Consider the following 17,694-nt stretch of genomic DNA (forward strand, 5'->3'; position numbering starts at 1 on the left):
CGGAGGGCCGCCGGCTGGAGGAGGGCGCGGTGGCGCTGCGGCTGCCCGCCGCCCTGCTGGCGCCCGAGGCGCTCCGCCGCCTGGCCGACCCGGTGACCGAGCGGCTGCTGCCCGAGATGCCCGAGCTGCAGGCCACGCCCCCCCTGGCGCCGGCGGCGCTGGCGCTGGCCAAGCTGGGGCGGCTGCTGCCCGCCCTGGTGGTGGCCCCGGCGCGGGAGGATGCCGCCGCCACGCTCGGCCTGCTGACCGTGCCGGCGGCCGAGGTGCTGGCCTACCCCGCCGCCGCCGCCACCAGCCTGACGCGCGTGGCCGAGGCGCGGGTGCCGCTCGAGGATTCCGCCGAGAGCCGCATCGTCGCCTTCCGCGCGGCCGATGGCGGCATCGAGCACCTCGCCATCCTGGTGGGCGAGCCGGAGAAGCTGGCGGCGGCGGGCGGCGCGCCGCTGGTGCGCGCCCATTCCGAATGCTTCACCGGCGACCTGCTGGGCAGCCTGCGCTGCGATTGCGGCCCGCAGCTGCGCGGCGCCATCCGCCGCATGGCGCAGGAGGGGGCCGGCGTGCTGCTCTACCTGGCGCAGGAGGGGCGCGGCATCGGCCTCGTCAACAAGCTGCGCGCCTACACGCTGCAGGACCAGGGGCTGGACACGCTGGATGCCAACCGGGCGCTCGGCTACGGCGCCGATGAGCGCGGCTTCCTGGTGGCGGCCACCATGCTGGAGCAGCTCGGCATCCGCCGCGTGCGGCTGCTGACCAACAACCCGGACAAGATGGCCGGCCTCGCCGCCTGCGGCATCGCGGTGGAGGGGCGGGAGGCGCACCAGTTCGAGGCCAATGGCGTGAACGACGGCTACCTGGCGACCAAGGCGGCGCGCTTCGGCCACCTGCTGGGCTGAGGCCGCCGGCGCGGGCGGCGGGGGATCCCTCCCCGCCACCCCCCTCCTCGCCACCCCTTGCCAAACCCGGCCGCCGCCGCATCCTGCGGGCATGGCCAGCCCCGACCCGAACACCGCACTCGTCTTCCCCGATGGCCGCCTGACGCTGCGCGGCACCACCTGGCGCTGCGCCCTCGGCAAGGGCGGCGTGCGCGCGCACAAGGAGGAGGGGGACGGCGCCACCCCCGCCGGCCCGCTGCCGCTGCGCCGCGTGCTCTACCGCGCCGACCGCGGCGCGGCACCCCGCTGCGCCGTGCCGGTGGAGCCGATCGCGCCCGAGGATGGCTGGTGCGACGATTCCTCCCACCCCGCCTACAACACCCGCATCCGCCTGCCGCACGACGCCCGGCACGAGGAATTGTGGCGGCAGGACAGCCTCTACGACATCGTCGGCGTGCTGGGCTGGAACGACGCGCCGGTGGTGCGCGGGCGGGGCAGCGCCATCTTCCTGCACCTCGCCCGGCCGGGCTACGCCCCCACCGAGGGCTGCATCGCGCTGGAGGCGGGCGACCTCCGCGCCCTGCTGGCCGCGGGCGTCACCGGCTTCCACGTCCTCGCCCCCTGAAGGCCCCGCCCCATGCCCGAGCTTCCCGAGGTGGAGACGGTGATGCGCGGCCTGGCCGCCGTGCTGCAGGGCCGCACCCTGGTGCGCGCCGCGACCAACCGCGCCGGCATGCGCTGGCACTTCCCCGAGGGGCTGGCGCAGCGCCTGACCGGCGCGCGGGTGGAGGGCTTCCGCCGCCGCGGCAAGTACATGCTGATGCGCCTCTCGGGCGGCGATTCGGCGCTGATCCACCTCGGCATGTCCGGCCGGATGGTGGCCCGCCCCGCCCGCGCCAACGCGCCCCCGCCCGCGCATGAGCACCTGCTGCTGGAAACCGATGACGGGCAGGTGGTGGGCTTCGTCGACCCGCGCCGCTTCGGCAGCGTGGACTTGGTGCCCACCGCCGCCGAGGACGCCCACAGGCTGCTCGCCGGCATGGGGCCGGAGCCGCTGGAGGCGGGCTTCACCGCCGCCATCCTCTCCGCCGCCCTGGCCGGCCGGCGGACGCCCATCAAAGCCGCGCTGCTCGACCAGCGCGTGGTGGCCGGGCTCGGCAACATCTACGTGGCCGAGGCGCTGTTCCGCGCCGGGCTCTCGCCCCGCCGGCTGGCGCACACCGTCGCCGGCGCGCGCGCGGCGCGGCTGGTGCCCGCCATCAGGGCCGTGCTGGAGGAGGCGATTGCCGCCGGCGGCTCCTCGCTCCGCGACTATGTGCAGGCCGATGGCGAGCTGGGCCACTTCCAGGACCGCTTCCAGGTCTATGACCGCGCGGGCGCGCCCTGCCCGCTCTGCCCCGGCCCGCCGGGCTGCGGCGGCGTCTCGCGCATCGTCCAATCGGGCCGCAGCACCTTCTTCTGCGCCCGCACCCAACGCTGAGAGGAACGCGCCCATGGCCGAGTACACGATGATCCTGACCGAGACCCAGGGGCCCGCCGGCATCATCCGGCTGAACCGCCCGGCGGCGCTGAACGCGCTGTGCAACACCCTGACGCGGGAGATGGCGGCGGCGCTGCGCGACTTCGACGCCGACCCCGCCATCGCCGCCATCATCATCACCGGCAGCGAGAAGGCCTTCGCGGCGGGGGCCGACATCAAGGAGATGCAGCACCTCCGCCACCCGGAGACCTACACGGCCGACTTCATCGCCGAGAGCTGGGAGGCGGTGCTGACGGTGCGCAAGCCCGTCATCGCCGCCGTGGCCGGCTTCGCCCTGGGCGGCGGCTGCGAGCTGGCGATGATGTGCGACATGATCCTGGCCGCCGACACGGCGAAGTTCGGCCAGCCGGAGATCAACCTCGGCATCATCCCCGGCGCGGGGGGCAGCCAGCGGCTGACGCGCGCCATCGGCAAGTCCAAGGCCATGGAGATGGTGCTGACGGGGCGGATGATGCCGGCCGAGGAGGCGGAGCGCGCCGGGCTGGTGGCGCGGGTGGTGCCGGCGGCCGAGCTGCTGCCCGAGGCGGTGAAGGTGGCGGAGAAGATCGGCGCCCTCTCCGCTCCCGCCGTGGCGATGGCCAAGGAGGCGGTGAACGCCGCCTTCGAGCTGCCGCTGCGCGAGGGGGTGCGGCTGGAGCGCCGCCTGTTCCTCAGCCTGTTCGGCACGGAGGGGCAGAAGGAGGGCATGGCCGCCTTCGTCGAGAAGCGGAAGCCGGCCTTCCGCGGCTGAGGCGGCGCCATTCGCCGCCATCCGGCGGCCGGGGAGGGCCGCCGCCGCGCCGTGGCGGCCCGAGTCCCGGCCCCGCCGGGCACCCCGCCCGCGAGGCCACCGGGCGGGGCGGAAAGCCGGATTCGCCCTGGCCCCAGGGGCGCCGCGGCCGCCATGTGCCCCCACCGGGGCGGCCATGCCACGCGGCGGAAGCGGCTGCGCATTGACTCTGCGCCCCCCCGGCGGCTAGAAACCGCGCCTTCCCGCAGTGGTCCCGGGCTCGCCTGGGTTGCCTGCGTTCCTGAGACACAGACGACTGGTTCGAAACACCGCCATGGCGAACACGGCTTCCGCGCGCAAGCGCATCCGACAGACGGCCACTCGCAACGAGCGCAATCGCGCCCGCCGCTCGCGCGTTGGCACCTTCCTCACCAAGGTCGAGAAGGCTATTGCGGGGGGCGACAAGGCCGCCGCGCAGGCCGCCTTCAAGGACGCGCAGCCCGAAATGCAGCGCGCCGTGACCAAGGGCGTGCTCCACCTGAACACGGTGGCCCGCAAGCTTTCCCGCCTGACCTCGCGGATCAAGGCCCTGGACTCCGCCCAGGCCTGACCTCACCCCGCACACTGCGGGGTGACCGGCCGGGAGCGATGTTCCGAGCAAGAACCCGTTGCGCCCAGGGCGCAGCGGGGGATAGCCTCCCGGAACAGCCGGCCGGACTAGAAGTATCAGTTTACATCACGGCGTTACCGGTCGTCTTTCATCTGTCGGGTTCACTCCTGAATCCGACAGCATAAAGGCGGAATGGTGAATTGCGCCTGATATCCGACGCGCTGCAGGACTGTTTCCGCCTCTGGCTCCGCCTTCCCCGGCGGAAAGACCGGACAGGAGGCGTGCGTCTCCACATCGGTTTATCGTCGCCCCGTGAGGGGATGCATCAGGCCGGCCAAAGGCCAAGACATAGGGTGGCAGGTGCTTCGCATGGAGAATGAGCTCGGCACTCCCTCCTCCGTCGCGCCGGGACAGGTGACGGAAGCCTGGGCCCGGATCCGCGGGCGCCTGCGCGAGGAAGTGGGCGAGGTCGAGTATCGCAGCTGGCTGCGCCAGATGACCCTCTCCGCCATCGAGGGCGAGGAGGCGGTCATCCTGCTGCCCACGCGCTTCCTGCGCGACTGGGTGCGCAACCACTATGGCGACCGCCTGCGCAGCCTCTGGGGCGCCGAGAATCTCGGCGTCCGCCGCATCGACATCCGCGTGGCCCCCGAGAGCCGCTCGCTGGAGGCCGCCGAGGCCGCGCCGCAGGCGGATGGCCTGGCCGGCGCCGCGCCCGTGGCGCGCGCGCACCAGACCACCCTGCCGCTGGCCGAGCCGCTCTCCTCCCCGCCGCGCGGGCCGGAGCCGCGCGTCCCCGAGTCGCGCAACGACTGGGCGGCGCCGCTCGACCCGCGCTTCACCTTCGACAGCTTCGTGGTGGGCAAGCCTAACGAGTTCGCCCATGCCTGCGCCCGCCGCGTGGCGGAGAAGCCGGCCAGCCCGGGCTTCAACCCGCTCTTCCTCTATGGCGGCGTCGGCCTCGGCAAGACGCACCTGATGCACGCCATCGCCTGGGCGATCTCCTTCAACGGCCAGCGCAACGTCGCCTACATGTCGGCCGAGAAGTTCATGTACCGCTTCATCGCCGCGCTGCGCTCGCAGAGCACGATGGAGTTCAAGGAGAGCCTCCGCTCCGTCGACGTGCTGATGATCGACGACCTGCAGTTCCTGATCGGCAAGGACAACACGCAGGAGGAGTTCTTCCACACCTTCAACGCGCTGGTGGATGCCGGGAAGCAGATCGTCGTCTCCGCCGACAAGTCGCCCTCCGACCTCTCGGGGCTGGAGGACCGGCTGCGGACGCGGCTCGGCTGCGGCATGGTGGCCGACATCCACGCCACCACCTACGAGCTGCGCATCTCCATCCTCCAGGCCAAGGCGCAGGGTGCCGAGGTGGAGGTGCCGCCGCGCGTGCTGGAGTTCCTGGCGCACAAGATCACCTCCAACGTGCGGGAGCTGGAGGGCGCGCTGAACCGGCTGATCGCCCACGCCAACCTGTTCGGCCGGCCGATCACGCTGGAATCGGCGCAGGAAGTGCTGCACGACATCCTGCGCGCCCATGACCGCCGGGTGACGATCGAGGAGATCCAGCGCAAGGTGGCGGAGCACTACAACATCCGCCTCACCGACATGTCCTCGGCCCGCCGCGCCCGCAACGTGGCCCGGCCGCGCCAGGTGGCGATGTACCTGGCCAAGCAGCTCACCTCCCGCTCGCTGCCCGAGATCGGCCGCCGCTTCGGCAACCGCGACCACACCACGGTGATGCACGCCGTCTCCCGCGTGGCGGAGCTGATGCAGTCCGACAGCACCTTCGCCGAGGATGTCGAGCTGCTGCGGCGGATGCTGGAGAATTAAGATCTTCTTTTTCTGAAGAAAAAGAAGCAAAAAGACTTTGTCAGTTTGGCGCCGCGCTGAACTGACAAAAGTTTTTTGGTTCTTTTTTCCAAAAAAGAACGTCTCTTACTTTCTGCTGTAGCGCGGCACCTCGTCGCCGCTCCTGACCACCCTCCCCTCCGCCACCAGCCGGTTCAGGTGCGCCAGTGTCTCGCCCAGGGCGAAGCCGCGCGGCCGGTGTTCCTTCACGCGCGGGAACAGCACGCCGGACGCCTCGTAGGCGGTGAGCGGCGTGGCGCAGGCGGCTTCCAGCGTGCCGAGTCGCTCCGCATGGTGCGCCGCCAGCACATCGATCCGCTCATGCAGCCCGAGGAAGGGCTCGCCATGCGAGGGCAGCACCAGCGTCTCCGCCGGCAGGGCGCGCAGCCTGGCGTTCGAGTCGAGGAAATCGCGCAGCGGGTCCGCCTCCGGCTCGGTGGCGCCGACGCCGACATAGGGGCTGATGCGCGGCAGGATCTGGTCCGCCGCGATCAGCACGCCGAGTTCGGCGCAGTGCAGCGCCGCCATCTCCGGCGCATGGCCGCCGCCGGTCATCACCCGCCACTCCTGGCCGCCGATGGCGATCCGGTCGTCCTGGGCGATGCGGCGGTACTGGCGGGGCAGCGGCATCACGGCGCGGGCGTAGAGCGGGCCGCGCGCGGCGAGGAAGGCCAGGTAGTCCTCCGGCGCGCCCAGGGCGGCCGCGAAGTCGAGCTGCTGCGCCGACATGCCCTCATCCGTGTCGAGGCAGAGGAAGCGGGCCATCAGGTACTCGGCGCGCGGCATCAGCAGCGCGGCGCCGGTGCGCTCGCACAGCCAGCCGGCGAAGCCCACATGGTCGGGGTGGAAATGCGTGGCCAGCAGGCGGGTGACGGGGCGGCCCTCCAGCCCCTCCTCCAGGATGCGGGTCCAGAGGCCGACCGACTCGTCGGTGCGCGCCCCGGCATCGACGGCCAGCCAGCCCGCGCCATCCGCCAGCAGCCAGAGGTTCACATGGCCGGGTGGGAAGGGCAGCGGCATCCGCGCCCAGCGCAGCCCGGGCCGGATCTCGGCCACGGCGCCGGGCTCGGGCGGCGGGGGCAGGGTGGCTTCGGCCTCGGTCATGCGGCGTTCCTCCAGGCGGGATTTGCTGCCATCCTCCGCCGGCATGGCGGATCACGCCAGCCCGCCCTTCGCAACGCAGCAAAGCGGTGCAAGACTCGGCCCGCCAGCAGGCCGACAAGGAAACGACCCATGCACCACGGCACCCCGCCCGTCCCGGGCCGGCCGAGCCCCGCCGCCGGAGCGGCCGGCGCCTCGCTCGGCGGGCCCCCGGCCTACCGTGTCTTCCCGCGCGCCGAATGGGCGGAGCTGCGCGCCAACACGCCGCTCTCCCTGTCGGACGAGGACATCGCCGGGCTGCGCGGCCTGACGGAGCAGCTGTCGCTGAAGGAGGTGGCGGATGTGTTCCTCCCCCTCTCCCGCCTGCTGAACCTGCAGGTGGCGGCGGCGCGCGGGCTCGGCGTGGTGCAGGACACCTTCCTCGGCCGCCCCGTGGTGCCGCCGCCCTACATCATCGGCATCGCCGGCAGCGTGGCGGTGGGCAAGAGCACCTTCGCCCGCGTGCTGCAGGCCATCCTGGCCCGCTGGCCGGACCACCCGAAGGTGGAGCTGATCACCACGGACGGCTTCCTCTACCCGACGGCGGTGCTGGAGGAGCGCGGGCTGATGGGGCGCAAGGGCTTCCCCGAGAGCTACGACCTGCGGCGGATGATCGCCTTCCTCAGCGCCGTGAAGGCGGGCGCGCCGGAGGTGGCGGCGCCGGTTTATTCCCACCTCACCTACGACATCATCCCCGGCAAGCAGCAGATGGTGCGGCGGCCGGACATCCTGATCTTCGAGGGGCTGAACGTGCTGCAGCCCTCCGCCGGCGCGCCGCTGCTGGCCTCGGACTTCTTCGACTTCTCGGTCTATGTCGATGCGGAGGAGCGGCACATCGCGGAGTGGTACATCCAGCGCTTCCTGCTGCTGCAGCGCACCGCCTTCCAGAAGCCCACCTCCTACTTCCACCGCTACAAGGACCTGCCGGAGCAGGAGGCGATCGCGGTGGCGCAGAACATCTGGCGGCAGATCAACCTCGTGAACCTGCACGAGAACATCCAGCCGACGCGGGAGCGCGCGCGCCTGGTGCTGCACAAGAGCGCCAACCACAGCGTGGACGAGATCTGGCTGCGGCGCATGTAGCAGGGGCGGGGCAGCCGCGCGGTCTTTCACGGGAAATACTTGAAACCCTTGCGCCGCCGCGCAGCGGGCGGCCGAATCATGACGCAGCGGTGAACAGTCCGCACAAGAAATTACAGCATTTTCACATCGCTGCCTTAGTAAAACCCTCCTCCATTGAACTCGTCGTGAAGGCGCGCATTGCCCCCCTCGCAATGCGTAATTTTTGAGTAAAGTCCAGCTTATGCGCCATGGCCGGGCGCGACGTCTCAATTCGCGAAGCGTTGCCCAGCCCTGACATCCTGCCGACGGGGGAGACTTCAGACCCATGCTGTTCAACTCGGCCGTCTTTATTGCCGGCTTCCTGCCTGTTGTTTTGCTTGGGTTTTTCCTGTTCGCAGGCACGGGCCGGCAGCGGCTGGCGGGCCTCTGGCTGACCCTCGCCTCGCTGGTGTTCTATGGCTGGTGGGACCCGCATTACGTGCCGCTCCTGCTGGCCAGCATGACCGCCAACTATTGCCTGGGCGGATACTTGCTGAAGCATCCCTCCCGCGCGGTTCTGGTGCTGGGCATTGCCGGCAACCTGCTGCTGCTCGGCTACTACAAGTACACCGGCTTCCTGCTGAGCAGCGTCGACCAGGCCTTCGGGCTGGAGTGGACGGTGCCCAACATCATCCTGCCGCTGGCCATCTCCTTCTTCACCTTCCAGCAGATCGCCTACCTGTCGGACGCGCATGACGGCGCGGTGGTGGAGCACGACTTCCTCAACTACTGCCTGTTCATCACCTTCTTCCCCCACCTGATCGCCGGCCCCATCACCCACCACCGGGAGATGCTGTCGCAGTTCAGCAACCCGGACAATTTCCGGCCGCGCTTCGACAACATCTCGGTCGGCGCCACGCTGTTCCTGCTCGGCCTGTTCAAGAAGGTGGTGTTCGCCGACCCGATGGGCGCCGAGGCCGCCCCCGTCTTCGCCGCCGCGGCCGATGGCGTGCAGCTCGGGCTGCTCGACTCCTGGGGCGGCGCGCTCTCCTACACGCTGCAGATCTACTTCGACTTCTCGGGCTACACCGACATGGCGATCGGCCTCGGCCTGCTGTTCGGCATCAGCCTGCCGCCGAATTTCGACAGCCCCTACAAGGCGCGCAACGTCATCGAATACTGGTCGCGCTGGCACATGACGCTGACGCGCTTCCTGACCGCCTATGTCTACAACCCCATCGTCATGCGCATCACCCGCGCCCGGGCGGCCGCCGGCAAGCCGCTGCCGCGCCGCGGCAAGATGACGGCCGGCACCTTCCTGGCGCTGGTCGCCTGGCCGACGGTGCTGACCATGTTCATCTCCGGCGTCTGGCACGGGGCGGGCTGGCAGTTCGTGGCCTTCGGCCTGCTGCACGGCTTCTACCTGGTGGTGGCGCATGCCTGGCGGGCCTGGAAGGCGCGCACCGGCCGGCCGCTCGACAGCGACAGCTGGGCGAAGAACGCGGTGGCCATCCTGTTCACCTTCCTCTGCATCAACGTGGCGATGGTGTTCTTCCGCGCCCCGCACCTCACCGGCGCGCTGAACCTGCTGGCCGGCATGGCGGGGCTGAACGGCGTCACCCTGCCGCCCTCCATCGCCGGGCTGCCGGTGGTGGGCGCGGTGGCGGGGGCGCTCGGCATCGGCGCCGAGCCGGGGGTGTTCTTCCGCCCCATGCTGGGCCTGCACATCGCGCTGCTGCTGGCCATCGTCTGGGGCCTGCCCAACACCCAGCAGTTCATGCGCCACTACCGCACGGCGCTGAACTGGCGGCCGCGCATGAACTGGCTGCAGCCGGTGCTGCCCTTCGCCACCTGGCGGCCCACCGCCGCCTACGGCGTGGTGATCGGCCTCGCCGGCTTCTACGCCCTGGCGCGGGCCTTCTCCGCCGCGCCCACCGAATTCCTCTACTTCCAGTTCTGAGGCGGATTCCATGGAACAGCTCCCCTGGCTGCCGGCCCATGCCGATCTCGGCGCAGCCCTCAGCGCGGCCCGCCGGCTGGAGCCGGCGGCGCGCTTTGCGGAAGCCGTGCGCCTCGCCGGCTACCGGCGCGACTTCACCCTCACCGGCCGCATCGACCGGCTGGCGACCGACGGCCTGGCCGACCCGGCGCTGCGCGAGGGCGTGCGCCCGGCGCTGACGCCGCTGCGGCTGGCCATCCTCTCCTCCCACACCGTGGACCACCTGGTGCCGGCCATCCGCGTCTCGGGGCTGGACCGGCGGGTGGCGCTCTCGGTGCATGTCGCCCCCTACGGCATGTACCGGCAGGCGCTGCTGGGTGAGGATCCGGAGCTGGCCGCCTTCGCCCCCCAGCTGATCCTGCTGGCGCTGGATGCGCGCGACGCACCGATCGACCTGCCGCTGGACAGCGACGAGGCCACCGTGGAGGCCGCCGTGCAGGCGCGCATCGACGAGTTGCGCACCCTCTGGCGCCGCGCCCGCGCCCGCTACGGCGCGCAGGTGGTGCAGCAGACCCTGGTGCCGGCCGATCCGCTGCTGTTCGGCTCCTTCGAGGCGCTGGTGCCGGCGGCGCCGCACAGCGTCATCGAGCGGCTGAACACCGCCATCCGCGCCGCCGCGCGGCAGGAGGGCGTGCTGCTGCTCGACCTCGCCTGGCAGGCGGCGCGCCTCGGCCATGCCTCGGGTCTGGCCGACCCGGTGCGCTGGCACCAGGCCAAGCAGCTGGTCAGCCCGGCGCTGGCGCCGCTCTATGGCGATCTCGTGGCCCGCATCGCCGGTGCCGTCGCCGGCACCTCGCGCAAATGCCTGGTGCTCGACCTCGACAACACCCTCTGGGGCGGCGTCATCGGCGATGACGGGCTGGACGGCATCCGGCTGGGCCAGGGCAATGCCACCGGCGAGGCCTTCCTCGCCTTCCAGCGCTACGCCGCGGCGCTTGGCCGGCGCGGCATCATCCTGGCCGTGTGCAGCAAGAACAACCCGGAAGTGGCCGAGGAGGTGTTCGCCAAGCACCCCGAGATGGCGCTGCGGCGCGGCGACATCGCCTGCTTCGTCGCCAACTGGAACGACAAGGCCGGCAACCTCCGCCACATCGCCAAGACGCTGAACATCGGCCTCGACAGCCTCGTCTTCGTCGACGACAACCCGGCCGAGCGCGAGATCATCCGCCGCGAGCTGCCGGAGGTGGCGGTGCCGGAGGTGACGGAGGACGTCTCGGACTACCCCGCCATCGTCGGCGCGGCGGGCTATTTCGAGGCCGCCGGCTTCACCGCGGACGACGCGGCCCGCGCCCGCTCCTACGCGCTGAACGCCGAGCGGCAGGCGGCGCTGGAGCAGGCCACCGACATCACCGGCTACCTGCGCAGCCTCGCCATGAAGATGACGGCGCGGCGCGTCGGCCCCGCCGAGCTGCCGCGCGTGACGCAGCTCATCAACAAGACCAACCAGTTCAACCTGACCACCCGCCGCTACACGGATGCCGACACGGCCCGCTTCGCCGCCGACCCCGACACGCTGCTGCTCTCGCTCCGCCTCAGCGACCGCTTCGGCGACAACGGGCTGATCGCGGTGCTGATGGCCCGCCCCGACCCGGCCCTGCCCCCCGGCGAGCTGCTGATCGACACCTGGCTGATGAGCTGCCGCGTGCTCGGCCGCCAGGTGGAGGAGGCCTCGCTCGGCGTGCTGCTGGAGCATGCCAGCCAGCGCGGCGTGAAGGCGCTCATCGGCGAGTATCGCCCCACCGCCAAGAACGGCATGGTGGCCCGGCACTATGAGAAGCTGGGCTTCGCCCCGGTACCCGCGCCGGAGGGCGCCGAATCCGGCGCCACCTTCTGGCGCTACGAACTGCGCGCCGCCGAGGCGCCCGCCCATTACATCGAAGTGGAAGCCGCATGACCGAGGCCCAGATCTACGACGCCCTGACCGAAGTGTTCCAGGACGTGTTCGACGATGACGACATCCGCCTGACCTCCGGCACCACGGCGGCCGATGTCCCGGGCTGGGACAGCCAGGCGCATGTGAACCTCGTGGTGGCGGCCGAGATGCGCTTCGGCGTCCGCTTCCGCACCGCCGAGCTCGAGTCGCTGCACAATGTGGGCGACTTCGTGCAGCTCATCGCCAGCAAGCAGCAGGGAGCCCGGTAGCCATGGCCGCATCTCCTCCCGGCCATGGGCCGGGGGCGGCACCGCCCTCCCCGCCCGTGCCGCCGCGCTACCTGAGCGCGCTGTTCGCCAGCGCCTTCCTGGCGCTGCTGGGCTTCTACGGCCTGCTGTTCGGCCTCCGCGCCACCGGCCACCTGCCGCCGCCGGCCTTCGCCAACTCCATCTGCGTCGATGAGAAGCTGGCCTTCCACCGCACCCACCCGGCGCCGGGCGCCACCCTGCTGGTGGTCGGCTCCTCCGTGGCGTGGCGGCATTTCGACGGCGACGCGGTGGTGGAGCGCGCCCCCCAGGCGGTGCCACTGAGCGGCGCCTTCTGCGGCCTCTCGGCCAACCAGAGCGTGTTCGCCGCCAACTGGTTCCTCGACCGCCAGCCCGCCGTGCGCGAGGTGCTGCTGATCGCCTCGCCGCAGGATTTCGAGAACTGCACCACCAGCCGCACCACGCTGTTCGACGGCGCGGACGCGGCCGCCTATGTGGACGGCGCCTCCCCCTGGCCCTTCTACATGCGCTACTTCGCGCCCACCTCGCTGCTGCGCAACGCCAGCGAGATCGCCGCCAAGCGCAGCGGCGAGAACTGGATCGACCCGCTGGTGTTCGACCGCTACGGCAGCGGCCCGCTGGACACGCCGCGCAACCGCGAGACGCTGCTCTACGGCATGGTGCGGACGCTGGACCAGGCCTGCTTCGATTCGGTGGCCAGGCTCGGCCAGCGGCTGCGGGGCGAAGGCAAGCGGCTGATGGTGGCCTCCACCCCGCTCAACCCCGCCTGGAAGGCCGAGGGCGACCCGCAGGGCCGGACGGTGGCCGAGTTCAACCAGCGCATGGAGGCGGCGCTCGCCCCCTCCGGCGGCACCTTCTGGGATGGCGACGCCGCCCAGGTGGTGGGCCCCGAGGCCTTCTTCGACGCCATCCACCTGCGCTGGTCCGCCGCCCGCACCTATTCGGACGCGCTGGCCGAGGCGCTGAAGCTCGGTTCGGTCGCGCCGCCGCGCCCCACCCTGCTGTCCGAGCAGCGCGCCCCCTGAGGAGGGGGCGCCCTTCCCCGGCGCCGGAGAAAGGCGCCGGGGAGAAAGGCGCCAGACATGACAAAGGCGGCCGCTGGCCGCCTTTTTCGTCTTCAGATTCGGTCTGTGCCGGGAGCCGCGCGGCGGGTGGTGGAGCTGAGGGGAATCGAACCCCTGACCTCCTCATTGCGAACGAGGCGCTCTCCCATCTGAGCTACAGCCCCACACTCGCGCGGTGGGCGGCTTATCCCCGAGGTCGCGGCACGAGTCAAGCGGTGCTTGCCGTGGAGCCGCGCGCTTCGTATCTCAGGGCCTCACGTGAAGGGGATGGCGATGTACGCGGTGTTTTGGTTCGTCGATCAGGCAATCGGCCTCTATGTGTGGGCGCTCATCATCGCCGCCGTGTTCAGCCTGCTGGTCGCGTTCAACGTGCTCGACACCCGCAACCGCTTCGTCTGGGCGGTGGGCGACTTCCTCCACAAGATCACCGAGCCGGCGCTGCGGCCGATCCGCAACTTCATGCCCAATCTCGGCGGCATCGACATCTCGCCGATGATCCTGATCCTGCTGCTCTACGCCTTCCGCATCTTCCTCTGGACCACCCTCTGGCCGCTGGTGGCGGGCTGAGCGGACGCTGGACGAAGGGCTGGCGCGCGGTGGAGGGGGGCGTGGAGCTGCGCGTGAAGGCGCAGCCCCGGGCCCGCCGCCCCGGCCTCGGCGGCTGGGCCGATTCGGCCACCGGCCCGCGCCTGCGGCTGGCGGTGAACGCGGCGCCCGAGGATGGCCGCGCCAACCGCGCCCTCTGCGCCCTGCTGGCCGAGGCGCTGCATGTCCCCCCTTCCGCCATCGCGGTGGTGCAGGGCGCCACGTCGCGGGAAAAGACCTGCCGCATCCTGGGCGACCCCGCCCGGCTGAGCGAGCAACTGGAGACCCTGGCATGACCGCGAGCATCATCGACGGCAAGGCCGTGGCCGCGGCGCTGCGCGCGCGCCTGGCCGAGCGCGTGAAGGCCCTGCCCTACACCCCCGGCCTGCGCGTGGTGCGCGTGGGCGAGGACCCGGCGAGCGGCGTCTATGTCCGCAACAAGGACCGCGCGGCGCGCGAGGCGGGGCTCGACAGCGCCACCCTCCAGCTGCCCGAGGAGACGCCCGAGGCCGAGCTGCTGGCCCTGGTGCGCCGGCTGAACGAGGACCCGGCGGTGGACGGCATCCTGGTGCAGCTGCCGCTGCCCCGGCAGATCGACGCCGCCAAGGTGCTGGCCGCCATCGACCCGGCCAAGGACGTGGACGGCTTCCACGCCATGAACGCCGGCAGGCTCGCCACCGGGCAGCCCGGGCTGGTGCCCTGCACGCCGAAGGGGGTGATGCACCTGCTCGCCGCCGCCGGCACCGCCATCGCCGGGGCGCGCGCCGTGGTGCTCGGGCGCTCCAACATCGTCGGCAAGCCGATGGCCGCGCTGTTGCTGGCGGCCGACGCCACCGTGACCGTGGTGCATTCCCGCACGCGCGACCTCGCCTCGGAATGCCGCCGCGCCGAGATCCTGGTCGCCGCCGTGGGGCGGCCGGAGATGGTGAAGGGCGACTGGATCGCCGAAGGCGCCACCGTCATCGATGTCGGCATCAACCGCCTGCCCAATGGCGGGCTGGTGGGCGACGTGGACTTCGCCGCCGCGCGCGAGCGGGCCGCGGCCATCACCCCCGTGCCGGGCGGCGTCGGGCCGATGACCATCGCCTGCCTGCTGGAGAACACGGTGGACGCGGCGGTCGCGCGGCGGAAGTAAAAAAGTCAGCGTTCTTTTTTGGAAAAAAGAACCAAAAAACTTTCTGCAGTTTGGCGCTCGCGGGCGGATGGCGCGGCGCCAGACCCGGAAAGTCTCTTTGCCTCTTTTTCTTCAGAGAAAGAAGATGACTTCAGATTGTCACCGCGCCGCCACGGGGTTGCAGCGCGGCGGCGCTAGGCGGGGCCGCGCAACACCAGCCGGACCCTGTTCATGACCGACAAGCCCATCCTTGGCGCCGCCCTCACCCTCAAGGGCATCACCCAGCACCGCGACTGGCTGCTGGAGAAGCAGCGCGACCTGGAGATCCAGGACCTGCACAGCGCCGAGGTGCTGGACGGCGACTGGCGCCCGGTGGCCGAGCGGCTGCGCGCGCTGCTGGACGGGCACACCGGCCGCGTCGGCCTGCACGGGCCGTTCTGGGGCTTCAAGATCGACAGCCACGACCCCGAGATCCGCGCCGTGGTGCGCCGCCGCCTGCTGCAGGGGCTCGAGGCCTGCGCGGCGGTGGGCGCCACGCAGATGGTGGTGCACTCCCCCTACACCACCTGGGACCACGCCAACCTCGACGCCTTCCCCGGCGCCCGCGAGCAGCAGATCGAGCGCGTGCACCTGACGCTGCGCGACGTCGTCGCCCGCGCCGAGTCGCAGGGCTGCGAGCTGGTCATCGAGAACATCGAGGACAAGGAGCCGCGCGACCGCATCGCCCTCGCCGCCTCCTTCGGCAGCCCGGCGGTGCAGGTCTCGCTCGACACCGGCCACGCCCACTACGCGCATGTCAGCACCGGCGCGCCGCCGGTGGACGTGCATGTGAACCTGGCGGGCGAGGCGCTGCGCCATGTCCACCTGCAGGATACGGACGGCCATGCCGACCGCCACTGGCAGCCGGGCGAGGGCACCATCCGCTGGCCGGGCCTGTTCGCCGCCCTCGCCCGCCTCGCCGGCCGGCCGCGCCTGATCCTGGAGGTGCGCGACCAGACCAGCCTGCGCCGTGGCGCCGCGCATCTCGAGGCGCTCGGCCTGGCGGAGTAGGGCGGGGCTCAGAGCCGGGCCGCGCAGGCCTCCGGCGCGAAGCTGACGCGCCGGTCCAGCGCGTCGGTCGCGTCATCCGTGCCGGTGCCGATGAGCGGCTGGCTGGCTCCCACCCCCTCCGCCACGGTGCGCGGCCGCAGCGCCGGCCGCTCGGCGACCAGCCGCCCGCGCACCGCCTCGGCCCGCGCCGCCGAGAGGCGCCGGTTCAGCGCCGCCGGCCCGGTCGGGCTGGCATGGCCGGTCAGCGCCAGGCAGAAGGGGCGCGGCTCCGTCTGGCGGGCGATCTGCCGCAGCCACATCGGGTAGTCGCCGCTGATGGCGGGGTCGGCCCAGAAGGCGGTGGTGCCGGGGCGGAAGAGGAACTTCACCGCCAGCTCGCCCCGGTCCAGCCCCTGCGCCACCACCGCGCCGAAGGCGGCCTCGGCCGCCGCGTCGCGGCCCAGCGCCTTGTTGGCGAGGTAGAGCCCGTTGCGCACGCGCAGCTGGTCACCCCCCGGCAGCGCCGACGCCGCCTCGTAGGCGGCCAGCGCCGCCGCCGGGTTGCCGGCCTCGTAGGCGCGCACCCCGTCGGCGGCATGGGCCTGGGCGCGCAGGGCGCGCAGATAGGCGGGGTCGATCGCCTCGCCCGGGTCGCCGGCGCAGGTGCGGAGATAGGCGGCGGTCAGCGGCTCGCGGTTCCAGGCGGGGCTGTCGCGGAAGAAGGCGGTGGGGGTCATGTCCACATCCGGGCCGCGCACCCAGGCCGTCTCGTGGCTGACGATGCGGCCGGTGCGGAGATCCCCCAGCACCGCCCAGATCCGGTAGACCTGCGGGAAGGGCGCCTCGCTCGCCGGGATGACGCCGGCCTCCGCCACCGGCGTGATGGCGCCGAGCAGGATCAGCGGCTGGTCGTCCAGCGCGGCGGTGCCGAAGGGGCGCAGGTTGAACGCCGGGTAGCGCGCCCGCACCAGCGTGCCGATGCGCTGCTCCATGCCGCGCGTCACCGCCGTCTGCTGGCCGGTGGCGCGGTCGATCAGCGGGTCCACCACCAGGTCGTGGCGGCCGGAGGGGCCGGGCGGCTCGAGCCGGGCGCGGTCGAGCAGCGCCACGGTCAGGCTCAGCACCGCCTCGTCAAGCGGCTGCGCGGTGCGGGGCGGCTTGGGCGCGTCGGAGACGCGCATCGGCAGGGCCTCCGGCGCGGGCGGGGCGGCGGGGGTGGTGCCGCAGCCGGCCAGCAGGAGCAGCCCGCACAGCGCCGCGCCGAGGGATCTAGCGGCAGCCGCCACGGAGGAAGCGTCGGTCGGCATAGGAAGGCTCCTCGCCCAGTTGAACCCTGACAATGATGGACCGGCAGCGCCGCTCGGCCGGGCTGGCGGCCCGGGCTGGAGCGGCGGGGGTGGCGGCGCGCGCCGGCGGCGGCGCGGGCGGCGGCGCGATGGCCAGGAGCGGCGGCGCGCCTTCCGCCTGCGGTGCCGCCTTTGGCGCGGCGGCGCGCAGGGCGGGGCGGGGCGGCGGCACGGCGGCCGGTTCCGGCGCCGCCAGCGGCAACGGCCCGCCGGGCGGCGTGGCGGCGAGCACCCGCGCTTCCGGCAGCGCCTCGGCCGGCTCCTCGGGTAGGGCGGGATCGGGCAGGGCAGGCTCGGGCAGGGCGATGCTGTCCAGCCGGGCGTCCAGGGAATCCGCCTGGCGCATCAGCGCATCCACCTCGGCCAGCAGGGCCGCCACCCTCTGCTCGCTGGTGGCGGGGGACTCCGGCGCCGCCGCCACGGAAGCGGCGGATCCGGGAGGGGCAGATCCGGGGGTGGAGACGGCACCGGGGAGCGCGGGCGGGGCCTGCTCCGCCGGCCGGGTGGCCGACCAGAGCAGCCCCAGAACCAGCGCCGAGATGCCGCCCGCCGCAATGGTAGCCAGCACGTGGCGCCAGCCGCCGCGCTCCGTGGGCCGCGCCTGTTGCTGCTGCTCGGCCATGCTGCCGCT

The 17,694-nt window shown here is 72.3% G+C and carries 18 protein-coding genes and 1 tRNA gene; 15 read left to right on the forward strand and 4 right to left on the reverse strand.

Annotated features, from left to right (window positions below; translation table 11 throughout):
* The 6 genes from ACFOY6_RS18250 to dnaA form a co-directional block, all read left to right on the forward strand.
* Positions 1-893 (forward strand): GTP cyclohydrolase II (locus ACFOY6_RS18250; RefSeq protein WP_379651863.1); only part of this gene is annotated, 893 nt, incomplete at its 5' end.
* A 91-nt stretch (positions 894-984) separates the two neighbouring features.
* Positions 985-1,497 (forward strand): L,D-transpeptidase family protein, encoded by a 513-nt coding sequence (locus ACFOY6_RS18255; RefSeq protein WP_379651864.1) that lies wholly within the window; start codon positions 985-987, stop codon positions 1,495-1,497.
* A gap of 12 nt (positions 1,498-1,509) precedes the next feature.
* Positions 1,510-2,352 carry a bifunctional DNA-formamidopyrimidine glycosylase/DNA-(apurinic or apyrimidinic site) lyase gene (mutM, locus tag ACFOY6_RS18260; RefSeq protein WP_379651865.1) on the forward strand — a complete coding sequence of 281 codons (843 nt, stop codon included), beginning with the start codon at positions 1,510-1,512 and terminating at the stop codon, positions 2,350-2,352.
* A gap of 13 nt (positions 2,353-2,365) precedes the next feature.
* On the forward strand, positions 2,366-3,142 hold the full coding sequence (locus ACFOY6_RS18265) for an enoyl-CoA hydratase (protein ID WP_379651866.1): 777 nt from the start codon (positions 2,366-2,368) through the stop codon (positions 3,140-3,142).
* A 313-nt stretch (positions 3,143-3,455) separates the two neighbouring features.
* Complete coding sequence (rpsT, locus tag ACFOY6_RS18270) at positions 3,456-3,731, forward strand: 30S ribosomal protein S20 (protein ID WP_109518779.1); 276 nt, start codon at positions 3,456-3,458, stop codon at positions 3,729-3,731.
* Between the two features lie 369 nt (positions 3,732-4,100).
* The gene (gene dnaA, locus ACFOY6_RS18275; RefSeq protein WP_109518780.1) at positions 4,101-5,567 is read left to right on the forward strand and encodes a chromosomal replication initiator protein DnaA; all 1,467 of its coding nucleotides are present in this window, start codon (positions 4,101-4,103) and stop codon (positions 5,565-5,567) included.
* A gap of 105 nt (positions 5,568-5,672) precedes the next feature.
* Here the strand turns inward: dnaA and ACFOY6_RS18280 are convergent, their stop codons facing one another.
* Complete coding sequence (locus tag ACFOY6_RS18280) at positions 5,673-6,689, reverse strand: MBL fold metallo-hydrolase (protein ID WP_379651867.1); 1,017 nt, start codon at positions 6,687-6,689, stop codon at positions 5,673-5,675.
* A 129-nt stretch (positions 6,690-6,818) separates the two neighbouring features.
* On the opposite strand from ACFOY6_RS18280, the gene coaA reads away from it, so the two are divergent.
* The 5 genes from coaA to ACFOY6_RS18305 all read left to right on the forward strand — a co-directional run bounded on the left by coaA (position 6,819) and on the right by ACFOY6_RS18305 (position 12,950).
* A complete protein-coding gene (gene coaA / locus ACFOY6_RS18285) occupies positions 6,819-7,808 on the forward strand; it encodes a type I pantothenate kinase (protein WP_379651868.1) in 990 nt (329 codons plus the stop codon).
* 304 nt (positions 7,809-8,112) lie between these two features.
* Positions 8,113-9,726, forward strand: coding sequence for an MBOAT family O-acyltransferase (locus ACFOY6_RS18290; RefSeq protein ID WP_379651869.1), 1,614 nt, complete (start codon positions 8,113-8,115; stop codon positions 9,724-9,726).
* Between the two features lie 10 nt (positions 9,727-9,736).
* Positions 9,737-11,659, forward strand: a complete 1,923-nt coding sequence (locus ACFOY6_RS18295; protein WP_379651870.1) for an HAD-IIIC family phosphatase — start codon at positions 9,737-9,739, stop codon at positions 11,657-11,659.
* Positions 11,656-11,907 carry an acyl carrier protein gene (locus ACFOY6_RS18300; RefSeq protein ID WP_109518784.1) on the forward strand — a complete coding sequence of 84 codons (252 nt, stop codon included), beginning with the start codon at positions 11,656-11,658 and terminating at the stop codon, positions 11,905-11,907. Before ACFOY6_RS18295 ends, ACFOY6_RS18300 begins: the two co-directional genes overlap by 4 nt.
* A 2-nt stretch (positions 11,908-11,909) precedes the next feature.
* Positions 11,910-12,950: a hypothetical protein gene (locus ACFOY6_RS18305; RefSeq protein WP_379651871.1), complete on the forward strand. Its 1,041-nt coding sequence runs from the start codon at positions 11,910-11,912 to the stop codon at positions 12,948-12,950.
* A gap of 127 nt (positions 12,951-13,077) precedes the next feature.
* Here ACFOY6_RS18305 and ACFOY6_RS18310 read toward each other — a convergent pair.
* Positions 13,078-13,153 (reverse strand) — tRNA-Ala (locus tag ACFOY6_RS18310).
* A gap of 109 nt (positions 13,154-13,262) precedes the next feature.
* On the opposite strand from ACFOY6_RS18310, the gene ACFOY6_RS18315 reads away from it, so the two are divergent.
* The 4 genes from ACFOY6_RS18315 (at position 13,263) to ACFOY6_RS18330 (ending at position 15,738) form a co-directional block, all read left to right on the forward strand.
* Positions 13,263-13,556, forward strand: coding sequence for a YggT family protein (locus ACFOY6_RS18315; RefSeq protein ID WP_109518786.1), 294 nt, complete (start codon positions 13,263-13,265; stop codon positions 13,554-13,556).
* 41 nt (positions 13,557-13,597) lie between these two features.
* Complete coding sequence (locus ACFOY6_RS18320; RefSeq protein ID WP_181378262.1) at positions 13,598-13,870, forward strand: DUF167 domain-containing protein; 273 nt, start codon at positions 13,598-13,600, stop codon at positions 13,868-13,870.
* Complete coding sequence (gene folD, locus ACFOY6_RS18325) at positions 13,867-14,709, forward strand: bifunctional methylenetetrahydrofolate dehydrogenase/methenyltetrahydrofolate cyclohydrolase FolD (RefSeq protein ID WP_379631528.1); 843 nt, start codon at positions 13,867-13,869, stop codon at positions 14,707-14,709. The genes ACFOY6_RS18320 and folD overlap by 4 nt, the downstream gene beginning before the upstream one ends.
* Before the next feature lie 210 nt (positions 14,710-14,919).
* On the forward strand, positions 14,920-15,738 hold the full coding sequence (locus ACFOY6_RS18330; protein ID WP_109518788.1) for a sugar phosphate isomerase/epimerase family protein: 819 nt from the start codon (positions 14,920-14,922) through the stop codon (positions 15,736-15,738).
* 8 nt (positions 15,739-15,746) lie between these two features.
* Here the strand turns inward: ACFOY6_RS18330 and ACFOY6_RS18335 are convergent, their stop codons facing one another.
* Positions 15,747-17,024, reverse strand: coding sequence for a hypothetical protein (locus tag ACFOY6_RS18335; RefSeq protein ID WP_379651872.1), 1,278 nt, complete (start codon positions 17,022-17,024; stop codon positions 15,747-15,749).
* Positions 16,987-17,685, reverse strand: a complete 699-nt coding sequence (locus ACFOY6_RS18340) for a hypothetical protein (protein WP_379651873.1) — start codon at positions 17,683-17,685, stop codon at positions 16,987-16,989. Before ACFOY6_RS18340 ends, ACFOY6_RS18335 begins: the two co-directional genes overlap by 38 nt.
* Positions 17,686-17,694: the final 9 nt, after the last annotated feature.

This window comes from Teichococcus aestuarii (assembly GCF_042651065.1).
Lineage (GTDB): Bacteria > Pseudomonadota > Alphaproteobacteria > Acetobacterales > Acetobacteraceae > Pseudoroseomonas > Pseudoroseomonas aestuarii.

Bases quoted from the DNA above. Each gene is read 5' to 3' on its own strand.
- ACFOY6_RS18255 (WP_379651864.1), top strand. From the start codon at position 985: ATGGCCAGCCCCGACCCGAACACCGCACTCGTCTTCCCCGATGGCCGC.
- mutM (WP_379651865.1), top strand. From the start codon at position 1,510: ATGCCCGAGCTTCCCGAGGTGGAGACGGTGATGCGCGGCCTGGCCGCC.
- ACFOY6_RS18265 (WP_379651866.1), top strand. From the start codon at position 2,366: ATGGCCGAGTACACGATGATCCTGACCGAGACCCAGGGGCCCGCCGGC.
- rpsT (WP_109518779.1), top strand. From the start codon at position 3,456: ATGGCGAACACGGCTTCCGCGCGCAAGCGCATCCGACAGACGGCCACT.
- dnaA (WP_109518780.1), top strand. From the start codon at position 4,101: ATGGAGAATGAGCTCGGCACTCCCTCCTCCGTCGCGCCGGGACAGGTG.
- ACFOY6_RS18280 (WP_379651867.1), bottom strand. From the start codon at position 6,689: ATGACCGAGGCCGAAGCCACCCTGCCCCCGCCGCCCGAGCCCGGCGCC.
- coaA (WP_379651868.1), top strand. From the start codon at position 6,819: ATGCACCACGGCACCCCGCCCGTCCCGGGCCGGCCGAGCCCCGCCGCC.
- ACFOY6_RS18290 (WP_379651869.1), top strand. From the start codon at position 8,113: ATGCTGTTCAACTCGGCCGTCTTTATTGCCGGCTTCCTGCCTGTTGTT.
- ACFOY6_RS18295 (WP_379651870.1), top strand. From the start codon at position 9,737: ATGGAACAGCTCCCCTGGCTGCCGGCCCATGCCGATCTCGGCGCAGCC.
- ACFOY6_RS18300 (WP_109518784.1), top strand. From the start codon at position 11,656: ATGACCGAGGCCCAGATCTACGACGCCCTGACCGAAGTGTTCCAGGAC.
- ACFOY6_RS18305 (WP_379651871.1), top strand. From the start codon at position 11,910: ATGGCCGCATCTCCTCCCGGCCATGGGCCGGGGGCGGCACCGCCCTCC.
- ACFOY6_RS18315 (WP_109518786.1), top strand. From the start codon at position 13,263: ATGTACGCGGTGTTTTGGTTCGTCGATCAGGCAATCGGCCTCTATGTG.
- folD (WP_379631528.1), top strand. From the start codon at position 13,867: ATGACCGCGAGCATCATCGACGGCAAGGCCGTGGCCGCGGCGCTGCGC.
- ACFOY6_RS18330 (WP_109518788.1), top strand. From the start codon at position 14,920: ATGACCGACAAGCCCATCCTTGGCGCCGCCCTCACCCTCAAGGGCATC.
- ACFOY6_RS18335 (WP_379651872.1), bottom strand. From the start codon at position 17,024: ATGCCGACCGACGCTTCCTCCGTGGCGGCTGCCGCTAGATCCCTCGGC.
- ACFOY6_RS18340 (WP_379651873.1), bottom strand. From the start codon at position 17,685: ATGGCCGAGCAGCAGCAACAGGCGCGGCCCACGGAGCGCGGCGGCTGG.